13 protein-coding genes and 1 tRNA gene are annotated in these 19,188 nt (G+C 37.2%); 12 read left to right on the forward strand and 2 right to left on the reverse strand.

The genetic code is table 11. The features are described from left to right. Nucleotides 1-52 precede the first annotated feature (52 nt). The gene (gene dusB, locus I6U49_RS05210) at nt 53-1,045 is read left to right on the forward strand and encodes a tRNA dihydrouridine synthase DusB (RefSeq protein ID WP_193712258.1); all 993 of its coding nucleotides are present in this window, start codon (nt 53-55) and stop codon (nt 1,043-1,045) included. 760 nt (nt 1,046-1,805) lie between these two features. On the opposite strand, the gene I6U49_RS05215 is transcribed toward dusB, so the two are convergent. After that, the gene (locus tag I6U49_RS05215) at nt 1,806-3,011 is read right to left on the reverse strand and encodes an ABC transporter permease (RefSeq protein ID WP_198627854.1); all 1,206 of its coding nucleotides are present in this window, start codon (nt 3,009-3,011) and stop codon (nt 1,806-1,808) included. A gap of 1 nt (nt 3,012) precedes the next feature. Next, on the reverse strand, nt 3,013-3,408 hold the full coding sequence (rbfA, locus tag I6U49_RS05220; RefSeq protein ID WP_193712167.1) for a 30S ribosome-binding factor RbfA: 396 nt from the start codon (nt 3,406-3,408) through the stop codon (nt 3,013-3,015). Nucleotides 3,409-3,530: 122 nt separating this feature from the next. Here rbfA and mce point away from each other — a divergent pair, with 122 nt between their 5' ends. From mce to I6U49_RS05275, 11 genes are all read left to right on the forward strand, one after another. Next, on the forward strand, nt 3,531-3,929 hold the full coding sequence (gene mce, locus I6U49_RS05225) for a methylmalonyl-CoA epimerase (RefSeq protein ID WP_198627855.1): 399 nt from the start codon (nt 3,531-3,533) through the stop codon (nt 3,927-3,929). Between the two features lie 129 nt (nt 3,930-4,058). Next, nucleotides 4,059-4,132: transfer RNA gene (locus I6U49_RS05230), tRNA-Ile, on the forward strand. A gap of 182 nt (nt 4,133-4,314) precedes the next feature. Beyond that, entirely contained in the window at nt 4,315-5,490 is a 1,176-nt protein-coding gene (locus I6U49_RS05235; RefSeq protein WP_198627856.1) for a hypothetical protein, read from the forward strand. Between the two features lie 100 nt (nt 5,491-5,590). Next, on the forward strand, nt 5,591-6,139 hold the full coding sequence (locus tag I6U49_RS05240) for a hypothetical protein (protein WP_198627857.1): 549 nt from the start codon (nt 5,591-5,593) through the stop codon (nt 6,137-6,139). Between the two features lie 517 nt (nt 6,140-6,656). Continuing rightward, complete coding sequence (locus I6U49_RS05245; protein ID WP_198627858.1) at nt 6,657-8,066, forward strand: phage tail sheath family protein; 1,410 nt, start codon at nt 6,657-6,659, stop codon at nt 8,064-8,066. Between the two features lie 171 nt (nt 8,067-8,237). Then, nucleotides 8,238-8,900, forward strand: coding sequence for a class I SAM-dependent methyltransferase (locus I6U49_RS05250; RefSeq protein WP_198627944.1), 663 nt, complete (start codon nt 8,238-8,240; stop codon nt 8,898-8,900). 595 nt (nt 8,901-9,495) lie between these two features. Further along, entirely contained in the window at nt 9,496-12,765 is a 3,270-nt protein-coding gene (locus I6U49_RS05255) for a SusC/RagA family TonB-linked outer membrane protein (protein ID WP_198627859.1), read from the forward strand. 11 nt (nt 12,766-12,776) lie between these two features. Next, nucleotides 12,777-14,513, forward strand: a complete 1,737-nt coding sequence (locus tag I6U49_RS05260; protein WP_198627860.1) for a RagB/SusD family nutrient uptake outer membrane protein — start codon at nt 12,777-12,779, stop codon at nt 14,511-14,513. Further along, nucleotides 14,513-15,382: an endonuclease/exonuclease/phosphatase family protein gene (locus I6U49_RS05265; protein ID WP_198627861.1), complete on the forward strand. Its 870-nt coding sequence runs from the start codon at nt 14,513-14,515 to the stop codon at nt 15,380-15,382. Before I6U49_RS05260 ends, I6U49_RS05265 begins: the two co-directional genes overlap by 1 nt. 129 nt (nt 15,383-15,511) lie before the next feature. Further along, the gene (locus I6U49_RS05270; RefSeq protein ID WP_198627862.1) at nt 15,512-16,345 is read left to right on the forward strand and encodes an endonuclease/exonuclease/phosphatase family protein; all 834 of its coding nucleotides are present in this window, start codon (nt 15,512-15,514) and stop codon (nt 16,343-16,345) included. Between the two features lie 154 nt (nt 16,346-16,499). Further along, the gene (locus I6U49_RS05275) at nt 16,500-19,181 is read left to right on the forward strand and encodes a phosphoenolpyruvate carboxylase (RefSeq protein ID WP_198627863.1); all 2,682 of its coding nucleotides are present in this window, start codon (nt 16,500-16,502) and stop codon (nt 19,179-19,181) included. Nucleotides 19,182-19,188 lie beyond the last annotated feature (7 nt).

The raw sequence follows: 19,188 nt of genomic DNA on the forward strand, positions 1-19,188 counted from the left end.
GCTTGGGGTGGGCTTACTTTTTTTGTACTTTTGCACTCCAAAATAAATTAAAGTGGCTAAAATAGGAAATATAGATGTAGGAGACTTCCCGTTGCTGTTGGCACCGATGGAAGATGTGAGTGACCCGCCATTTCGGGCGCTTTGCAAAGAGCAGGGAGCAGATGTGGTTTATACCGAGTTTATTTCTTCAGAAGGGCTTATTCGCGACGCCGCGAAAAGTACCATGAAACTTGATATTTATGAAAAAGAACGCCCGGTAGGTATTCAAATTTTTGGGGCCAACCTGGAATCTATGCTGCAATCGGTAGAGATTGTAGAGAAATCCAATCCCGATATTATTGATATCAATTTTGGTTGTCCTGTTAAAAAAGTAGTTTCCAAAGGTGCCGGGGCCGGTATTTTAAAAGATATAGATCTTATGGTTTCCCTTACAGAAGCCATGGTGAAACATACTAACCTGCCGATAACCGTAAAAACCCGATTGGGTTGGGATAATGACTCTATAAAAATTGTTGAGGTTGCCGAAAGGTTACAGGATGTAGGCTGTAAGGCCATTTCTATTCACGGAAGGACCCGTGTACAAATGTATAAGGGCGAAGCTGATTGGGCACCAATTTCCGAAGTGAAGAATAATCCGCGAATGCATATTCCGGTTTTTGGAAATGGCGATGTAGATACGCCCGAAAGAGCAGTGGAAATGAGGGATAAATTTGGTCTGGACGGTGCCATGATTGGTCGTGCGGCTATTGGTTATCCCTGGTTTTTTAGAGAGGTAAAACATTATTTTGAAACCGGAGAGCACTTAGCGCCACCAACAATGATAGAACGTTTAGATGCCGCAAGGCGTCATTTACAAATGTCCATTGACTGGAAAGGGGAAAAGTTGGGTGTTTTTGAAACCCGTCGCCACTACACGAATTACTTTAAAGGAATACCACATTTTAAAGAATACCGAATGAAAATGGTGACCAGCGATGATGCTGTAGATGTTTTTGCGGCTTTTGATGAGGTAGAACGCGACTTTTCTGATTTTCAGTTTGCTTAAACATAATTTAGTCATCCTGAACTTGTTTCAGGATCTAATACCTTAGAAATAGTATTTCGGAAGTTTACTTATTTTTTGAAAAATAAAAAGAACCCTTCTCCTTATTTCAAGGTTAGTTGGAGGGGTTTCTTTTTATAGTGCTTTTGCGTTCTTAATTTGTTGGGTGTTTAACCACCCCTTTCTTCAGCTACGCTAAATTCATTCCCCTCCTTGAGAAGGAGGGCAGCTGTTATCTAGGTCATCCTGAATTTATTTCAGGATCTAATTATTTAACAAGTATGAATTCCGTTTTATTTATAAGTTTTTAGAAACAATAAAGCTCCTCCCCTTATTTTCAAGGGAAGGTGGCCGCCAGGTCGGAGGGGTTTGATGTTGCAGAATTTAAGCGTTTTTATTTTCTGGATGTTTAACCACCCCTTTCTTCAGCTACACTGAATTCATTCCCCTCCTTAGGAAGGAGGGCAGCTGTTATCTCCGTCATCGTGAATTTATTTCAGGATCTAATCATTTAACAAGTATGAATTCTGATTTTATTTATACGTTTTTAGAAAAATAAAGTTCCTCCCCTTATTTTAAAGGGGAGGTGGCCGCCAGGTCGGAGGGGTTTTATGTTGCAGAATTTTTGTGTTTTTACTTTGTGAGTGTTTAACCACCTCTTTCTTCAGCTACACTGAATTCATTCCCTTCCTCGGGAAGGAGGGGGAGCGTTTAAAGTTATAAGATTCGCGTATTCGTGGCCAGCTAAAATACCAGAGGGGTTTTACACCGCCTTTAAAGCTTTTTTACTACTTCCAGCCGCAATAAAAGATGCGAGCAGCCCCAGGATTCCTATGGTAAAAATCACGATTAAAATATTTTCAAGCGTGATAGCTACGGGATAAGGAAGGCTGGGTGTAATCATAACCAAATTGAATTGCAGTTGGAGAAATACTAAGAGGATTGCAGCCGATAAGCCTATGGCGCCGCCAATAAGCGTCATGAGCATTCCCTGGGTAAAGAAAATCTTTTTTATTTGACGTTCAGAAGCTCCCAGGTTAAACAGGGTTTTAATGTTCTCCCGTTTATCAAGAATTACCATAATTATTGAGCCTACAACATTAAAAAGCGCAATAATTAAAACCAGGGTAAAAATAAGATAGACCGCAAGATTTTCGGTATTGAGCATTTTATAGAGCATCTCGTTGAGTTGCGCCCGGTTCTTTATGATGATTTCATCACCCAGAAGTGCTTTAATCTGCTGGGTTACCAGTTCGGCGTCTGCATTTGGAGCGATTTTAATTTCTACAGCCGAAAAAGTATTTTCGTCTAATTCTAAAAGGTTTCGGGCAAAACTAAGGTTAGAAAACACATATTTGTCATCTAATTCTTCATTTACGCTGTAAATCCCGCTAACAATAACTTTTTCCTGGTTAAAAGCCTGGCCTGGATTTAAGCCGGTAATTTGCCCTTTTCCCGGGCGCGGCACCATAATATTTAATAGGTGCTGGTAATTAAAAATGCTAAGCCCCAGTTTTCGGGAAATAGTATTGCCAACTACCACCTGTGCCTCGCTATTGGTTAACCACGAACCGGAAACTGCACTGTCTATTTGGGTTACCTGCCGGTAATTTTTATCTACCCCTTTTATAAATGCTGTATGGTTTTTATTGCGATAGTCAAGGAAAATGCGTTCTTCAATAATTTTACTAAAGCTTGAAACTCCTTCAATTTCAATTAATTCTGCTGCTTTATTTTCAGGGAACTGAAATGTTTTTCCGCTTGACGGTAATATTTTTAAATCGGGATCAAATTTATTGGAAAAAGAAAGGCTAAAGTCTTTGAGACCGGCGAAGCCCGAGAGCACAATAAATAGCGAAAAAGCCCCTGCAAATACACCCACAGCGGCAATAATGGTAATAATATTAATAGCATTATTGCTGCTTTTGCTAAACAAATAGCGCCTGGCGATGTAAAAGGGGAACTTCAAATTAAGATTTTTTGCGACGCTCCAATAAATCTGGATTAGAGATAGGGTCTTCCTCTCCTTTAATAGACTTTTCTATGTTTTCTATATATTCCAGCGAATCGTCCAGGTAGTAATTAATTTCAGGCATTTTTCTAAGTTGATGTTTGGTGCGCTGTGCCAACTCGTGCTTTATCTTAGACTTTCCAAGATTGATTTCTTCAATAACTTCCTGCGCATGTTTCTGCGGAAAAATGCTAACATAAGCCTTTGCTATAGAAAGGTCTGTGGTCACTTTTACTTTAGAGACCGAAATAATTACTCCTGTTCTCCCGGCATCTTTTAGGTTTTTTTGCAGGATATCGGCTAGATCGCGCTGCAAAACCCCTCCTATTTTCTTTTGTCTGTTTGTCTCTTCCATACGGCAAAAATACTACAATAAATTGGTATGCGCATAAGATCTTAGGTTGATGCGTGTTCTAATGCTTTTTGAATATATAAAATTAGAAGTTTAACTTGCTGCATCTACTTAAAAATAGAAAAATGAAGAAAATTGAGCATATTGGGATTGCCGTAAAAGATCTGGAAGCGGCAAATGCCACTTATAAAGCGGTTTTAGGGAGTGAGCATTATAAAACCGAAACCGTGGAAAGTGAGGGAGTGAGTACCTCTTTTTTTAAAATTGGCGAGAGTAAAATTGAATTACTGGCGGCTACAAATCCTGAAAGCCCTATTGCAAAGTTTATTGAAAAGCGTGGCGAAGGAATTCACCATATGGCCTTTGCGGTAGATGATATTAAAGCCGAAATCGCCCGATTGGAAAAAGAAGGTTTTAAGCTGATAAATACCGAACCCAAAGCGGGCGCCGATAATAAGTTGGTGGCTTTTATGCATCCTAAAAGCAGTCACGGGGTTTTGGTAGAATTATGCCAGGAAAAGTAAACGAATCTCTAAAATCGGGACTCCGGAATAAAAACTGATGAAGGAAAATTGGATTTAGTCTTGCAGGGATTGAAAATATATACTAATATTGCACTCCTAAAATTCGGGTATTGTTGAAATACTTGAATTGGTCCTATAGCTCAGCTGGTTAGAGCACTTGACTCATAATCAAGGGGTCCCTGGTTCGAGCCCAGGTGGGACCACTTATAATTCTTGTAAAGCCCTATAAACAGTACGTTTGTAGGGCTTTTTTTATTTCAGGGGACGCTTGAGGGGACGACTGATTTAAATTTAATAAAGTCATACCTTCTGTAATATGTAACCCTGTTAATGAGTGGATAAATAATTATATATATTAGTTTTCTTTTAAGAGTTCGCGCTAATTATGACAAAATTCCTTGAATTAACATATTATAAGAATAGAGAATTCGTATTTCCTAAACATTTAAAGCCAAATATTGAAAGAAGTTCAGTTGGAATCCAAACTCACTACATTGATTTGTCTAATAGTAGGTACGGAGAGGAAGTTTTCGAACAGTTTCATAAAAACACCGATATAAATTTAATCGAAGACTTAATAGATCAGCACGGAATATTTTTTGAGAAGTTTCTTGCTGCTAAATTCAGACAAAGGATCCTTACTTTTTTCATAAACGAAGAAAAATCTAGCTTTCTACTTCAGAATTGTAAAGAGTACTATGGAAAAATCAAAAAAAGAAATATTTTAATAGATAAAATAAAAGACGACTTTCAAAAGATTTCTTTAATTCGATTAATAAATGATGCTCTTTACAAGAAACTTCAAAGTTCCCAATTAGAAAAATCTAAACCTAAAGAGTGTGCAATCTGTAAAAACTTATACAAACCTATAAAACTTCCTGATTGGGTATATTATGGATCAAATGGAAATGACTCTATATGTTACGAATGTCCAATAGTACAAACTCAGAGTAAACAAGAAATACAAAGATTAATAAAAGAGCTTATTGGTAAAATAAATTTCATCCCAAACGCAGATTTGAATCCAATTAATCATAATTTCAGTTCCAGAGTAAAAAAAGAATGTTGGATTGACACTTGTAAAATAATTTTCCAAATTGGAATTAGTGGAAATGACATATTAAGTTCGGAATCAGTTCTCAAGAAAAAATTCGGAAGTTGGTTTAAGGCATTGGTTGCATCAAACATTTTGCCTAAGGGGGTTTTAGAATCTTCAAGGGGAGTTCGATGCATTGCAAAAAGTGGTAATGAATGCAATTCTCTTGATGAAATGTTTATTGATAACTGGTTGTTTGCAAATAATGTTATTTCAATTAAAGAACCGCTATATCCAAAACATCCAATCTATAACAAAACTGGGAGAAGAAGAGCTGATTGGAGGGTCGGGGACTATTATATAGAATATTTTGGTCTAAAGGGGGAAGAGGCTTATGATAAGAAAACAAAAGAAAAATTGCTTTTAGCAGATGACCTTAACTTAGAACTAATTTCGTTATTTCCATCAGATTTAAATAATATTTCCGCAAAATTGGATTTTCTTATAAATAAATATCACAAATAATTGGTAAGGCAAATTGCTTTACGGTTACAACTAAGTTATTGTATATTAAAAATTGAAATTTCGGGCGGACAGATTTATGATTTTGTAAAACAATAAAAATATGCCAAGAAAAAAGAAGAAAAAAACGATTGATTGGTTAATTCAAAATTATATGCCCTTTTTTGAAAAGTTTGGAATGAATGAAGGGAATATTATTCGGCATCATAAATCGTGGAAAGAAAATCGTCCTGATTATGTGGAAGATTATCTGTGGTTTATTTTCAATCATTTACTACATGAAAATGGGCATCAATCAGAAGATATAATTGGATTCTATGAGCGAAATGAAATAATCTATAGAGAAATGATTTCTTTTAGAAGAAGAATAGAGGGAAAAAAAGCTAATGAAATTTACAAGGCATATAACCGGAATAGTGTTGAATTAGCAATAGAATCAAACGCGGATATCGGAGTAGAATATGATTTTACTATAATCACTCCTTCAGATTGTGAAGCTTGTCAACATTTAACGAATAAAATTATTTCTAAAAAAGAAGCTCTTGAAAATGATACAATTCCTTACGAAAAATGTGCAAGAAAGCAGGGTTGCGTCTGTCTACTTTCTATTATGCCAAGAAGGGATGAAAATGGAAGATTGATTTTTATTTAGTCAAAGTGAAGTCTTTTAGTTTGAAATTATATTGTTCCTTAATTTACTTAAACTTTCTTTTTCCACTGTAATTGGTTCTTTTCATCTAATCTTTTATAAAGTGGTAACGTTTTTCTATTGAGATCAATCATTTTAATTTGAAGAAATGGTTGATCTATATGATCTTTTACTTCAAACTCTTTTATAACCGCATTTAAGCACACGAAATTTTCGGTAAACTCTGTGGTAGTATAAAAGTTTGTGTAGCCTTCTGAAACAGGCTTAGAGCAGTTCCAGCTCTGATATTTTTAATTTGAGATAATATTATTCCCACTTTCCTAAAATTGTTGCCTTTAAAAGCAGCTAGTAATTAAGTTTCTCTATTTCTTTTAGCTATATTTAAAGAATTGAAAAAGAGGGTTCTGGAGTGAAATGTACTTGTGAATCTTGAAAAGCATAGAATAGATTGAGGTTTGAAATACATTATTTTTTATAAAAAATAATTCCAGCTTAAGCTTTGACTGTAAAACCAAAATATATGAAATCACCAAAAGCTCCCGGAGTGTATCTTCAGGAAACAGCCTCTTTCCCGGTTTCGGTTAGTAGTGTGCCCTCGGCAATACCGGCATTTATAGGATATACCCAGGAGGATAGCCTGCGTAACATTCCTACCAAAATTAACTCCCTTCAGGAATATAGAGATAAATTTGGCGGTGCACCCCTGCAAGCTTTTAGCCTTAAATTAACCGATATTTTCACCAATGCTAAACTTAGCTCAAGAACCTATACTGTAGACGACCCCCATCCCGGTATCTTTAAACTTTACCATAGCCTGGAATTATACTTTAGTAATGGCGGTGGTCCCTGTTATATCGTTTCGGTGGGTAATTATGAAGCCGAAAAAATTGAAGTTGGAAAACGAGATCCCCTGGAGGGACTACTTGGAGGAATAAAAGCTACTGAAACCATAGACGAAATTAGCCTTCTTGTTTTTCCGGATGCTATAAGCCTGGCTAACGAGATAGAATATGGTTTTGTGGTAAAAGATGCTTTGGCATTGTGCCATAAACTTAGGGATAGGTTTACTATTTGTGATGTCTATGATAATAAATCCCCTTCGGCCATAACCGATTTTAGACACGCTATCGGGACAAATCATCTAAAATATGGAGCTGCTTATTATCCTTCATTAAAAACGGCTTTTAAGTATACAGCCAATGAAGAAAATTCTGTAATTATCCATACTAAAATTGAAGATACCGGTTCGCCGGTCAATTCCAGTTTTCATAAAAAATCTTTGCATGAAGTTAAAGACCTGGACGCTTTGGTGTACAGCAGTTTTAAAAATGAAATAAATAATAAATATATAAGTCTGCCATCATCAGGCGCCATTGCAGGAGTGTATGTGAATGTAGATACCCAAAGGGGTGTTTGGAAAGCCCCGGCTAATGTAAGTTTAAATTCGGTAATAGAACCTACTGTAAATATTACCCAAAATCAACAAGAAAGCCTTAATGTAGATGCTATCGCGGGAAAGTCTATAAATGCGATTAGAACTTTTTCCGGTAGGGGAGTTTTGGTTTGGGGCGCAAGAACATTGGCAGGAAACGATAATGAAAGCAGGTATGTTTCTATACAAAGACTGTATATAAACATAGAAGAATCTGTAAAAAAGGCGTTACAACAATTCCGCTTTGAAGCTAATACATTACCTACCTGGGCGAGCGTAAAAGTAATGATTGAAAATCACCTTCTAAATTTATGGCGGGAAGGTGCCCTGGCAGGTGCAAAACCCGAACATGCCTTTTTTGTAAAAGTAGGCTTAAATGAAACCATGAGTTCTCAGGATATTTTAGAAAATAAAATGATTGTACAAATTGGCCTGGCCCCAATGAGACCGGCAGAATTCACTATACTTAAGATTTCTTGTGAGATGAAGACTTCCTGAATTTTAAAGCATAATACTTATACCTCTTTTTTTGCTTTAACCTAGCATTTATTCAAATACTGGTTGAAGTACTTGCTACAAGAATATACCGGTTAAAAATATAAGCATGTTGGTAGCTTATTCTTATAGATGGGTATATTTGAATAGCTATAACTAACCCCCGGTTTTATGATGAAGCAGAAAAAAATAAAAAAGCCCTGGCCTACTAAAGATGCTATGGTTCAAATTTACGAGAACAAGCTTTGGGGTGGGGATAATAATGTATATTATTCGGGTTCGGGATCACATCATCCTGAAATGGTGAATCCGTATTTGGAGGCTATGTCTGCATTTTTAGGTGCTTTTGAAACTCCGCCGGTAGTTTGTGATTTAGGGTGTGGAGATTTTAATATTGGGAAGGAATTGGTAAGGTATACCAAAAAATATATCGCGGTAGATATAGTTCCGGGGCTTATAGAACATAATAAAAAAGAATTTGTGGCTGATAATTTAGAATTTCAGCTTTTAGATATTTCAGCAAATGAATTGCCACTGGCAGATTGTGCAATCCTTAGGCAGGTGTTGCAACATTTATCGAACACCGAAATAAAGTCGGTGATGAATAAACTAACTGATTTTAAATATATAGTACTCACCGAGCATTTGCCGGAAGGAGATTTTCTACCCAATAAAGATATTATTTCAGGACAGGGAATTAGGTTAAAAAAGCAAAGCGGAGTCAACCTTTTAGAGTATCCCTTTAACCTGGAGATCAAAGAAGAAAAGCAGTTGCTATCTCTTAAATCGCCCAATTTTAAGGGAGTTGTAGTTACTACAGTATATAAAATGTTTTAAAATTAACTTGCAGATGTAACAAAGTTACCGGCCTTTTTATGTTGGTCTATTTATCTATAGCTTTAGCTCTAATACTAAATAGGAACAATTTTCGTAAAGTTGAGATTGCCGGTTTTTTTTTTTTTTTTTTTTGACCATTGCTGCTAAGTAAATTATCTCCTGGCCAGCCTCGCGGTCTCGATAGTTATCGGGATAAATCTAGCTTATCGAGTCCAACTATTTTTCTTCTATTTAAGAATAAACATCACCTTATAAATTAAATCACAGAAAACTTTTTGTGGGAAATAAATAATCATTAAACACTCCTGTAATAGTTATATCGAAAAATAAGAATTCCCTTGGGTTTGGGAAAATCGATTTCCTTCTTTTTGCACCGCTAATTTAAAGCTTAGTTAATATAAACTTAAACTAAAAAAAATCTTTCTGGGGAAAGCAATCTATAGTTTTACGCCCAATTATTTAGAAGCAAAAAAACTAACCTAAAATATTATTTTATAAGATTAAATCCACTTTTTGAATTAGCCAAAAGGAGCCCATTCTGTTGCAGCAGAATGGGCTTAATTTAGACTACAATTATTAATTATAGCCAAATCTAATGACTACTAAAATACAATTTTTTTTAAAAAAGGAGGTATATTTACTATGCCTTCTATTTATTTTTTCGGAGGCACTTGCTTTCAATTACAAGTCGGGAAGCTTACCAGGAACCGATAACTTTCAACAAACTTTTCAGGGAACTGTTTTAGATGAACAAGGTATTCCGTTGCCTGGGGCAACGGTAATAGAAAAAGGAACTTCTAACGGGACCAATACAGATTTTGATGGAAATTTTAGCATCAATACAACTTCTAATGATCCTATTCTGGAAATTTCTTTTATGGGATATACTACCAGGGAAGTAAAACCAGAGGGTACTTCAAAAATTACAGTAAGGCTGGCACCAGATCAAAATGCCCTTGAAGAAGTGGTTATAGTTGGTTATGGTGAGACCCGTAAAGAAAACTTATCAACTGCGGTAAGTACTGTTAATACAGAAAATATTGCTGAACGTCCTGTAGCCGATGTTAGCTCCAGTTTACAGGGGCTAAGTCCGGGTTTAAACGTTACCCAATCTACCGGTAAAGTTGGGGCTGAGCCTCGTATTAATATTCGTGGGTTCACTTCTATAAATGGAGGTACACCTTTAATTCTTATAGATGGGGTAGAAGGAAGTTTAAGCAATCTTAACCCAGACGATGTAGAATCTATAAGTGTTTTAAAAGATGCAGGTGCTGCAGCCATATATGGTGCAAGGGCGGCTTTTGGTGTTGTTTTGGTAACTACAAAGAATGCTAAAAAAGGGAATGTAGTTGTTAACCTTGGGTCTACTATGGCGGTTAATTCCCCGACAATGAATACAGACTTTGTTACAGACCCCTATAAAGCGGTAACAATTGTAGACGAATCGTTTAGAAATAATAGCGGTGCTTCCTATACAGGCTATAATGAAGCAGATATGGAGGCCTTATATGAAGTTTCCCAGGATCCTTCTTTGGCAAGAGTCATTATAGACCAACGTAATGGAAGAGACCAATATGTGCATTACGGCAGCACCAATTGGTGGGATACTTTCTTTAGAGATACATACCCTTCTCAAATATATACCGGTTCTGTTTCCGGAGGTTCAGAAAAAATCAATGCATATTTCTCTTACCGAAATTTTCAATCTACCGGAATATTAAAGGTGCAGGATGATGAATATCAAAAATATAATTTAAGGGGTAAATTGGATATTGAAGCTACAGATTGGTTAAGCTTTTCTAACAATATGCAGTATAACAGTTCTGAAGATTTAGAACATGGAGGAACACAATATGGCTACCGAAATGTTTGGGGTAGTATGATATGGGTACATGCTTTACCTTCTTATATGCCAACCAACCCAGATGGAAGTTCTTTATGGAGAACAGAACTTAATAATTACACCATAGGAGATGGTATTTACGCTTCTTTGCTACAGGGAACTTCCCAGGAGCTAACTAATAACAGTGGTTTTTCGAATATAGCTTCGGCTGAAATTAAACCTTTTACTTCTTTAAAGTTTAACGCCAGTTATGCCATTAGAAGAAATAATTATTCTCGATACCAGCGCTCCACCAGGATTCCTTATTCCATCTATCCTAATCAAATAGACTTAATGGGCTATGATTATTTAAATGAATATAGAACCGAAAGCAAATATGATGCATTAAACGTGTATGGAGAATACAGGGGGTCTTTTGATAAGCATAACCTTAAAACCGTAGTTGGGTACAACCATGAAACCTTTCTAACAAAAAGTATCTCGGCAGGAAAGCAAAATCTAATTTCTAATGATTTGAATTCCCTTGGGCTGGCTACAAATAATCCAACTGCAAATGGTGGTGCATCAGAATGGGCTTTGCAAGGCTTGTTTTATAGACTTTCCTATGATTATGATGATAAATATCTATTGGAATTTAATGGCCGCTACGATGCAACCTCCCGTTTTCCTTCTGCACAACGATGGGGCTTCTTTCCTTCTGTTTCAGCAGGTTGGGTAATCAATAAGGAGAATTTCTTTAATGGATTTGCAGAAGATACTTTTGACCTTTTTAAAATAAGGGCGTCTTATGGATCATTAGGAAATCAAAATATAAGCGATTATGCTTATTTCCCTACCCTTCCTACCGGTTTGTATAATTATGCAATTAATGGGAACAAACTAAATTATATAGAGTCTCCGGCATTAAACCCTAGCCAGATTACCTGGGAGGAGGTAAATACCTTAAACATGGGGGTTGATATGGCATTGCTGGATAATAGACTTTCCATGAATTTTGACTGGTTTCAACGAGATACAAAAGGAATGTTGGCACCGGGAGCTACACTACCGGCTGTTTTAGGAGCAGGATCGCCATTAGAGAATGCAGCCGATTTGAGAACAAAAGGTTTTGAACTTTCCTTAACCTATGGAGATTCTTTTAAATTGGCTAACGACGATTTTGATTTTTCTATAACCGGAAACCTATCGAATTCAAAAACAAAAATCACCAAATTTGATAACCCTAATTTAAGCCTGGTTGATTTTTATGAAGGAATGACAATTGGAGAACTTTGGGGATATAGATTAGATGGTCTATTTCAATCTGAAGAAGAAATAGCAAATCATGCAGATCAAAGCTTCGTGTCTAATCGTATCACCTCAGGCGGAGGTTTACAGCCTGGTGATGTTAAATATTTAGACCTGAATGGGGACGGCGTTATTAACGAAGGTGAAAATACCGTAAATAACCCTGGTGATAAGGAAATTATAGGTAATTCGGCTCCACAATATTTGTACAGCTTTAACCTTAGTACCAATTGGAAAGGTTTTGATTTATCGGCATTTTTCCAGGGAGTGGGTAAGCAGGACTGGTACCCAAATTCAGATTCGCGTCTTTTTTGGGGGCCTTACAACAGGCCTTATAACTCGTTTATTAGGAAAGACCTGGCCAATAACATGTGGTCTCCTGAAAATACAGATGCTTATTTCCCCAGAAACTATGGGTATATTGCTTTAGGAGGATCTTTAGAAAAAGTGAATGATAGGTACCTTCAAAGTGTTGCTTATTTGCGCTTAAAGAACCTTACGCTGGGCTATACTTTGCCTAAAGGACTAATTTCAGATTCTGATGCTACAAAACTTCGTATTTACTTTAGTGGAGAAAATATACTTACGTTCTCTCCTTTAACAGATTATATCGATCCAGAGGCAGCAAGTAATTCAGTTAATCTAAACCAACCCACCACGTCTTCCAACAGGAGTACTGCACAAACGGTACCTTTTAATAAAACCTATTCCCTGGGTGTATCATTTCAATTTTAAAAATAAAAGACATGCATTATAAACATATATTATTAATTGTAGTTATTGGTTTTAGCTTGTTTTCATGTAGCCAGGACTTTCTGGATAAAGAACCAATATCAGAGGTGACTACAGAAAATTTCTTTGCTACGGCAAGCGACCTGCAATTGTACACAAATGGGTTCTATAGAATGTTTCCTTCTACTTCTATTTACAATGGTGATTCTAAAACCGATAATATTATAGAAATAGAACTTAGTGCTGAGATGAGAGGGGCGCGATTTGTTCCTACATCTGGCGGAGGCTGGAACTGGGCCTATTTACGGGATATCAATTTTTTTCTTGAAAACTACGAAAGAAGTGATGACGAGGCAGCTAAAAGCCATTATGGAGGGGTAGCTCGTTTTTTTAGGGCCTATTTTTATTTCGAAAAATTACAACGCTTTGGAGAAGTGCCATGGTATGATAAAACTATTGATCCGGCAGATGAGGAAACCCTAACAAAGCCCAGGGATTCCCGTCAATTTATTGTAGATAAAATTCTAGAAGACCTGGACTGGGCCATTGCAAATATGCAGGCAGATCAACAAGTCTATGAAGTTACTAAGTATGCAGCCCTGGCATTGAAATCGAGAGTGGGTCTTTATGAGGGTACGTATATGAAATACCGGGATATTGCGGGATATGAGAAATACTTAGAGTCATCTATAAAAGCTTCAGAAGAACTTATAAATAATTCCCCATATAGTATTTATAGTACAGGAAAACCATTAGAAGATTATGCAAACTTGTTTAACGCTCACGAGGCTATAGATGCTGAAGTAATCCTTGCCAGATCGTATTCAGAAGCATTGAATATTGGACATAATGTAAACTATTACACAACAACTTCCTCTTATGGAAGACCGGGAATGCCAAAAGACCTGGTAAATAGTTACTTGAATAAAGATGGATCTCGTTTTACCGATCTGGAAAATTATAATCAAATTGCTTTTACAGAAGAAGTAAATAATCGCGACCCAAGGTTGTCACAAACTATAAGAACTCCCGGCTATACCAGAAAAGGCCAGTCTATAGAGTTAGCGCCAAACCTGGGAGCTACTGTTACCGGCTATCAAATCACTAAATATGCTACAGAGCCCGTTTATGATACGAACGGGCAGTCTATTACCGATTTACCATTATTTAGGTTTGGAGAAGTGGTTTTGAATTATGCCGAAGCAAAGGCTGAATTAAACACGCTAAACCAGGAAGACCTGGATGCTTCCCTTAACCTTTTAAAAGCCAGGGTTAATATGCCTAATTTGTCTCTTGAAATGGCAAATAATAATCCAGATGTTTTTCTTGCCAACCAATACCCTAATGTTAATGGCAGCAATAAAGGAGTGATCCTGGAAATAAGAAGGGAAAGACGTATTGAACTTTATATGGAAGATTTTAGATGGGACGATGTGGTGCGATGGAAAGCCGGCGAAACTTTAACCCAGGCTATTCGCGGAATGTATTTTCCGGGTGCAGGTGAGTATGATTTAACCGGGGACGGAGAAACAAATGTGGTATTATATAATGGCGAACGCCCCGATAATTTGGTGCCCGGAGTGCAGTATTACGAAATTGGTTCTGATATATTTTTAGATGATAATGGTTTAATAGAGCCGCACCCAGATTTTGATGAGCGCTCTTTTAATGAAAGTAAAGACTATTTATACCCTATCCCACGATTAGAACTACAATTAAATCCAAATCTTGAACAAAACCCTGGCTGGTAATGAAGAAAATTTTAAGTATAGCTTTCTTATTGATAAGTATCCTGGGAAATGCACAGAAAGCAGATAATAGCTTAATGCTTGCGTCATATAATATAAGATGGAATAGCCCCGATGACGGGGTTAACAAATGGGAAAATAGAAAAGAATGGCTTGCAAAAAGTATCAGGTTTTTTGAAATAGACATTGTAGGGGCACAGGAAGTAACCTACCCTCAATTAATGGATATGGAAAAACTGCTTCCCAATTATCACTTTATTGGAGAAGGTAGGGATGGCGGAAAAAAAGGCGAGCACAGTCCTATTTTTTATGCCAAAGATCGGTTTGAGGTATTGGATAGTAATACATTTTGGCTTTCAGAAACCCCAAAAGTTACCGCTTCAAAAGGATGGGATGCCGCTTTACCTCGTATAGTTACCTGGGCGAAATTTAAAGACAAAAAAGAGGGCAAAACCTTCTACTTTTTTAATACCCATTTTGATCATAAAGGGGCGATAGCAAGAAAGGAGAGTGCTGAGTTGATAGCGGCTAAAATTAAAGAGATTGCTGGGAATGAACCCGTAGTACTTTCGGGCGATTTTAATATTGCACCAGATTCTGCACCCTATAGAACTTTAATAAAACGGCAATTGGAAGATAGTTTTCTTAATCTAGATAAGGAACAAATATATACTCCCGGTTATACATTTAATAGTTGGGATATAACAGCAAGTGGAGATCGTTATAGAATAGATTACATATTTTATAAAGGAGAAGATTTGTTTCCGGTAAAATACCATGTATTGGATGGGCAAAGAGGAGAGCGTTTTATTTCCGACCATTTTCCTGTTATAGTAAAGTTTGAATGGAAAGTTTCTTCAAAAGAAAATTAATATGAAAATTAGACGATTAACAGTAAATTACTGCGCTGTAAGCCAAGGAGGCCTTACATAAAAATTTTTTGAATTTCGAGACAAACCTGAAATACAAAATCTCGATTATCGAAGTAAATTTTTAAATCTATGAAATATCAAATTTGGATATTGATAATGGGAGCTACTGCTTTTGCAGTGGCTTCCTTTGTAATATTCCCATCGTATACAATGAATTCTATGACCACTAAAAGCAAAAAACAGAGCGATCTTCGCGTAATGTCTTATAATATTCATCATGCCAATCCTCCGTCGCAAAAAGATAGTATTGATATTGAAGCAATTGTAAATACTATAAAAAAGCAAGATCCAGACCTGGTGGCACTACAGGAAATAGATGAGAATACCGAAAGATCGGGCCCAGGTAATCAGGCCGAAATAATCGCCAAAAAATTGAAAATGAATTTTTTCTTTGGAAAGGCTATAGATTTCGAAGGCGGATCTTATGGCGTGGCCATACTTTCTAAATATCCTTTACAGGAAGAAAAAGTTTATAAATTACCAACCAATCCTGGCACCGGGGGAGAATCCAGGGTTTTGGCACTGGCCCAGGTTAAGCTTCCAAATGGAAAGTTTTTGAAATTTGGATCTACACACCTTGATGCGCAAAAAGAAAATACCAATCGCGTTCTTCAAATTAAAGAAATAGCTGAAATTTCTTCAAAAGAAGAATTGCCCCTAATAATAGCAGGAGATTTTAATGCTTCTCCCGGCTCTAAAGTAATAAACTTATTGGATGAGGAACTTACAAGAACCTGCAATAATTGCGAGCCTACAATCCCGGTTAATAATCCTTTAAGGGCAATAGATTTCATAACTTATGCTCCAAAACAGAGCTTTTTGATGAAGGACCATAAAGTAATTGATGAAACCTACGCTTCCGACCATTTACCGGTAATGGCTACCTTAAAAATTAACTTTTAATACTTTTTAAATCGCCGGGTATATGACCAACCCGGGCCTTTAAACCGGTGCAAAAAATATGATTTGAATCAGCATAGCATATTTTAGCGCTTTATTAATTTTTGGATTATCGCTCAATTAGCTAATTTAATTTTTAAATTAAAATATGACTAAAATGAGCCAAAAGACTACTGCGATCTCCTTTGATAAAGTTTGGAGAGATATGGAATTCCTAACCAATTGTTTCCGGCAGGTGCTAAAAGAACTTGGGCAAGAAGAGCTTGCGAATTTACTTTCGCCTAATGGCTCTAAAAAGAAACTTCCCGATGATATAAAACTGGAGAAAAAACAGGTTCAGGTATTAAGTATGTACTTACAGCTTATGAATTTAGTAGAAGAAAATGCAGCTGTACAATATCGTAGAAAACTTGTAGATAATAATGGAATGCAAGCCATTAGGGGTTCCTGGAGCGAGACTTTTCAAAGATGGAAATCACAGGGACTTTCCAAGGAGCAGATGCAGGAAATTATGGGGAAGATAAAAGTAACGCCGGTTCTAACGGCCCACCCTACTGAGGCCAAAAGGATTTCTATCCTGGAATTACACCGCGAAATCTACCTTAAGCTCATTAAATTGGAAAATACTGCCTATTCATTGGCAGAAAGAAAGCTGATAGGTAACGATATCATGACGCTGCTTGAAAGGTGGTGGAGAACAGGGGAGGTATATTTGGAAAAACCCACAGTAGAAAAAGAACGGAATAACGTGGTACACTACCTAAGTAAAGTTTTTCCATTAGCGCTTAAAAAAACCGATCTTCAGCTTAAGCAAAGTTGGACAGAAATGGGGTTTGACCCCCAAAAGCTTGTATACCCCCGCTTGCAATTTGGCTCGTGGGTGGCGGGAGATCGTGATGGCCATCCCTATGTAACTGCTGCTATTACCGAAGATACTCTGTTAGAGCAAAGAAAAACAGCCCTGGAGCTTATTTATAACCAGTTGAATGAGCTTGTGGCCCACCTAAGTTTTTCAAAAAAACGAAATCCTATTCCCAGTGTTTTAAATAAAGCTATAGATAATAAATTGCATCTTTTAGGGGCTGTGGGACAAGAAGCGGCAGAAAGAAACCCCTACGAGCCCTGGAGACAGTTTCTGGCACTAATGCTGCTGCAATTAAGCAACACAATGCAGGATCAAAACCCGCATAATCAAAAGGTTTACAATAGTCCCGAAGAATTTTTGGAAGATTTACGGGTGCTAAAGTCTTCGCTACTCGAAATAGGTGCCAAAAGAATCGTGGAAGACCTTATCTTCCCTACTGAACGATTACTGGAATGTTTTGGATTTCATTTGGCTCGTTTAGATATACGGCAAAACAGCGAATTCCATGATAAGGCGATGGAGCAAATTTTAAAGGCTACCTACCCTGAACTTCCCGAATATAGAACCTGGGATGAGGATAGAAAAATTGAATTTTTAACCGAAGAATTAAAAACCAACAGGCCTTTCGGTATCGCCGGTAAATCTTTTGGAGTCGAGGCAGACAAAGTGCTGGATTGTTATCGTGTTGTAAGAAATCATTCTGAAAAATATGGTGCCCAGGGTATAGGCGCTTTTATAATAAGTATGACCCGCGGGTTAAGTGACCTGCTTTTGGTGTATGTGCTAATGAGAGAAGCCGGTCTTAACCCTAATACTTTTCAGGTAGTACCTTTATTTGAGACTATAGACGATTTGTTGATTTCGGATAAAGTTATGGATAGCTTTTTAAAACATCCTGCCTACAAAAAAGCTAAAGATAGCGTACAGGAAGTGATGCTGGGCTATAGCGACAGTAATAAAGACGGGGGAATTATTGCCAGTAGATGGCATATTTACCAGGCCGAGGAGTCACTTTCTAAAATCGCAAAAGAAAATAAGCTACGCTTTAAATTCTTCCACGGAATTGGAGGTACAATAAGCAGGGGTGGAGGTAAATATCATCGTTTTCTTGAAAGTATGCCACCCGGAAGCCTTAGTGGCGAAATAAAATTAACAGTACAGGGAGAAACTATTTCCCAGCAATTTGCCAACCGACTTACAGCTAGTTATAATTTAGAGATGTTACTATCGGGTACTGCTTTGCAAACGGGTTATACTTGCTTTCCACAGCGTGCAGCCACCTATCCTGTAGCAGCTTTGCGAAAATTGGCTGAGTATTCTAAGGAGAAATATCAGGGCTTAATAAAACACCCTTCTTTTCTGGAATTTTATGGAGAGGCAACTCCTATAGATGTATTGGAAATGAGTAAAATAGGGTCTCGCCCTGCACGTAGAACTGGCACAAGAACTCTAGGAGATTTACGCGCCATTCCGTGGGTTTTCAGCTGGAACCAATCCAGGTTCAATATCACAGGTTGGTTTGGGATGGGATACGCCTTGCGAAAACTTAAAGAAGAGGATAATAAAAGCTATGTTCAACTTAAAGAATTTTCAGACAAATGGCCTTTGCTACGCTATATTCTTATTCAGGTGGAAACAAACCTCCTAAACGCCTCACCAGGTATTATGGAGCTTTATGCTAATTTGGTGAATGATGATAAAGTAAGACAGGAACTTACATCAATAATTAAAACCGAACATTCTGAGAGCCTTGAGCAAATAGCGGCTATGTTTAACAACAGCAGGGAAAATCGCCGCCAAAGTTTACTGGATAACCTTAACCGAAGAGAAGATGCCCTAATGGCACTGCACCATTTGCAAATTAAAAACCTTGAACAATGGAGGTGCAGCAAGGACCCTAAGAATGATAGTCAAGTAACACTTTTACTGGAAATAACCACGGCCCTTGCTAGCGGACTTAAAAATACAGGTTGATGAGCGT

The organism is Salegentibacter maritimus (assembly GCF_016236915.1).
GTDB classification, from domain to species: Bacteria; Bacteroidota; Bacteroidia; order Flavobacteriales; family Flavobacteriaceae; genus Salegentibacter; species Salegentibacter maritimus.